Source organism: Pelosinus sp. sgz500959 (assembly GCF_042610375.1).
Classification (GTDB): Bacteria; Bacillota; Negativicutes; order DSM-13327; family DSM-13327; genus CTSoil-075.
This window is the reverse complement of record NZ_JBGJZL010000034.1, coordinates 1-3,803: the sequence shown is the minus strand read 5'-3', so window position 1 is coordinate 3,803 and position 3,803 is coordinate 1. Positions and strand designations below refer to the sequence as shown.

The following is a 3,803-nucleotide window of genomic DNA, read 5'->3' as shown; positions in this document are numbered from 1 at the left end:
GCCCCTTGCATCGTTTGGCTAAAAACATCTTGAAATTTAACACGACTCGCTTTAAAACCAACTGTATTTACGTTAGCGATATTATTACCGATTACATCCATACGAGTTTGATGATTTTGCAACCCAGAAAAAGCCGAATATAGGGAACGCATCATGATTACATTACCTCACTTTTTTTATTTTTCTTACAAACTGCATCAATCAATCAGCAGTTTAAGGCTTCCTCGTAAGGTCCAGCCTTATATAATTACCGCACTATCAATATTGGTAAAAATATTATCTTTCATACTTACACTATCCAGAGCCGTAATAACTGTTTTATTTTTTATGCTTACAACTAAAGCCAAATTATTGCCATTCATTAAAACCAACGAATCTTTAGCGCCTTTTTCAGCAGCTTTTTCGACGGCATTATTGAGTTTTGTTAAATCTGCTTCCTCAAGCTTAATATTACGGGCTTGTAAACGTTGTAGTGCATGTTGAGAAAATTGTACACCGTTCAATTCTTTAGCGAACATTTGAGCAAATGTTGTGCTATTATTTTTTGCCTTATTGTTTAAGTCCTGTACTAAATTATCATTCGCCTTATTAACAGGAACGATGGATTGCTGTGGATAGTAAATACGATGATCAATCATAGTCACCCAACCTCCTGGTGTACCTATTAGCGTTGTACAGTATTAACACTACCCACCTCGACGATTTGCGAAACAGTCAAACTCGTAACTTTCTTCGAATCAAAGGTACTGCTTGTTGTTTTTCCACTCGCATCTACACTTGATGCAGTCAAAGTAAGCGCCCCATTAGCAGTTTCTGCTTTTGTAATGATCCCAGTATGTGCGATATTATCACTATCAAGCCAACTAACTTTTTTATTGACTAAGTCAGTCGTACTCGTAGGCATAAAACTATTATATGTGATCGCATCGACATCAACAATTAATTTTGACTTTCCAGAAACAATACTTACACCCTTGACAACACCATCAAATACTTCATTCTTATTATTCGTCCATGTCACGGTATCACCAATCATTCCATTGGCTTGAGTCGCAAGAGTTGTTGAATTCATATTTTGCATTTGTTCCAAACTAGAAAATTGAGCCATTTGAGCGATAAAAGATGTATCATCCATAGGTTTTAAAGGATCTTGATTTTGTAATTGAGTAACAAGTAGTTTCAGGAAATCATCTTTACCTAAACTATTATCACTTGTTGCCTTACTGGACGTATTCGATACATTTGTAGTTCCAGTAGTGTTATTTACAGTCGTCATCATGTACTCCTCCTTTGTTATGCGCGGTAATCAACTCCAGTTTCACCTAGCACTCGTTTAACAGAGTCCGTTGTCTCAAAAAAATCAAGAAACTCTTCTTCTTTCTTTTTGTTTTGAACTTTTGCTGTAGATTGCTGATGACCTCTAGATTGTTGTCCATTAGAAAAGAATTCTCCTAAACCAGCATATACTCCTACACTATCAATTTTTAAACCTTGATTAGACATGTCTTGTTTCAATTGAGATAAAGACGATTCAATCATGTTACGAACTTCATTATTATCGGAGTGGAACCTAGCACTAACGATACCATTTTCAACAGTTATTTTAAATGTTAATTCTCCTAAATGCTCAGGTTTGAGATGAATGATCATTTCCGTATTTTTTTGTCCTTCAACCAAATGAACTTGATCAACAATTTGAGAAGTAATGTCATAAGGATCAAATGTCGATTGAGATAATCCTTGTGTTGTCACTTCCTTTGTTTGATTTTCATTTATGATCCCCTGTTGATTTAACAAACTAGCAAACACATCAGAATTTATTGTTGGTTCCTTTGGTAACAGTTTATTCACATTAAACTGTTCTTCTCCACCCTCTACGATGGCGAGTTCCCCTTTATTTTCACTCACAAAGGTTTCAACAGCAGTGACCGCTACCTGAGGTGCCACTATCGATTTGGTATTAGCAAAATCAAACATTCCAATTTTATTTGTCTCTTCAGCTTTTTGAACATTGATCGTGTTATTGACTATCTTGTTGCCATCAAATTGTTTACTATTTTTCTTTCCAAAAGCATTTGAGTTACCATTAGAAGTAATCGTAGCGCCTATATTTGATACAATGGTCTCATTTGTCAAACAATCATCATTGATTTTCAGGTTCTCTTTTATTTGCACTTGCTCCAAAATGGGCTTACTCTGCATTTGGGCTTGAGCTTGTAGTTGTGCAAAGGCACTAAGTTTGTTATTATCTACCTTCAAATTAGCATCCGTCTTTTTCCCTAATAATGATGCTAATTGATTTGAAGACGTATTCATACCACTAGTTAATGCTAGATTTATCAATTGAGGTTGCATCAGATTCGATGTAATATTATTCAATTGAGATTGTACTACGTTCGTATTTACATCATTCAATTGTGACTGCACTACGTTTGGTATGACATTGTCCAATTGAGGTTGCACTACGTTTGGTATGACATTGTCCAATTGAGGTTGCACTACGTTTGGTATGACATTGTCCAATTGAGATTGCACTACGTTTGGTATGACATTGTTCAATTGAGATTGCACTACGTTTGGTATGACATTGTTCAATTGAGGTTGCACTACGTTTGGTATGACATTGTTCAATTGAGATTGCACTACATTCGGTATGACATTGCCCAATTGAGGTTGCACTACGTTTGGTATGACATTGTCCAATTGAGGTTGCACTACATTCGGTATGACATTGCCCAATTGAGGTTGCACTACGTTTGGTATGACATTGTCCAATTGAGATTGCACTACATTCGGTATGACATTGCCCAATTGAGGTTGCACTACGTTTAGTGTGATATTGTTCAATTGAGATTGCACTACATTCGGTATGACATTGCCCAATTGAGGTTGCACTACGTTCGGTATGACATTGTCCATTTTAGATTGCGCTACATTCGGTATGACATTGCCCAATTGAGGTTGCACTACATTCGGTATGACATTGTCCAATTGAGGTTGCACTACGTTTGGTATGACATTGTCCAATTGAGGTTGCACTACGTTTGGTATGACATTGTCCAATTGAGATTGCACTACATTCCGTATGACATTGTTCAATTGAGGTTGCACTACATTCGGTATGACATTGCCCAATTGAGGTTGCACTACGTTCGGTATGACATTGCCCAATTGAGGTTGCACTACGTTCGGTATGACATTGTCCATTTTAGATTGCGCTACATTCGGTATGACATTGTCCATTTTAGATTGCGCTACATTTGGTATGACATTGTCCATTTTAGATTGCGCTACATTCGGTATGACATTGTCCATTTTAGATTGCGCTACATTTGGTGTGACATTGTTTAATTTAGATTGCGCTACGTTTGGTGTGATATTGTTCAATTGAGATTGCGCTACATTTGGTATGACATTGTTCATTTTAGATTGCGCTACATTCGGTGTGACATTGCCCAATTGAGGTTGCACTACATTCGGTATGACATTGTCCAACTGAGATTGCGCTACATTTGGTATGACATTGTCCATTTTAGATTGCGCTACATTCCGTATGACATTGCCCAATTTAAATTGCGCTACATTCGGTATAACATTGTCCATTTTAGATTGCGCTACATTCGGTATGACATTGTCCAATTGAGGTTGCACTACGTTTGGTGTGACATTGTTCAATTGAGATTGCGCTACATTCGGTATGACATTGCCCAATTGAGGTTGCACTACATTCGGTATGACATTGTCCATTTTAGATTGCGCTACATTCGGTATGACATTGCCCAATTGAGGTTGCACTACATTCG

At 37.1% G+C, this 3,803-nt stretch carries 4 protein-coding genes; all 4 read right to left on the bottom strand.

The features are described 5' to 3' along the window. Positions 1-152, bottom strand: a 152-nt coding sequence (locus ACAN52_RS21760) for a flagellar hook-basal body complex protein (RefSeq protein ID WP_378957237.1), incomplete at its 3' end; no start/stop codon positions are given. 87 nt (positions 153-239) lie between these two features. Next, positions 240-638 carry a TIGR02530 family flagellar biosynthesis protein gene (locus tag ACAN52_RS21755; protein ID WP_378957236.1) on the bottom strand — a complete coding sequence of 133 codons (399 nt, stop codon included), beginning with the start codon at positions 636-638 and terminating at the stop codon, positions 240-242. Between the two features lie 26 nt (positions 639-664). Next, complete coding sequence (locus tag ACAN52_RS21750) at positions 665-1,279, bottom strand: flagellar hook capping FlgD N-terminal domain-containing protein (RefSeq protein ID WP_378957235.1); 615 nt, start codon at positions 1,277-1,279, stop codon at positions 665-667. Positions 1,280-1,293: 14 nt separating this feature from the next. Continuing rightward, the coding region (locus ACAN52_RS21745) for a flagellar hook-length control protein FliK (protein ID WP_378957233.1) at positions 1,294-3,803 on the bottom strand (2,510 nt) is incomplete at its 5' end.

What these genes read in the sequence shown, in the direction of transcription:
- ACAN52_RS21750 (WP_378957235.1), bottom strand. Translation starts at nt 1,279, where the DNA reads ATGATGACGACTGTAAATAACACTACTGGAACTACAAATGTATCGAAT.
- ACAN52_RS21755 (WP_378957236.1), bottom strand. Translation starts at nt 638, where the DNA reads ATGATTGATCATCGTATTTACTATCCACAGCAATCCATCGTTCCTGTT.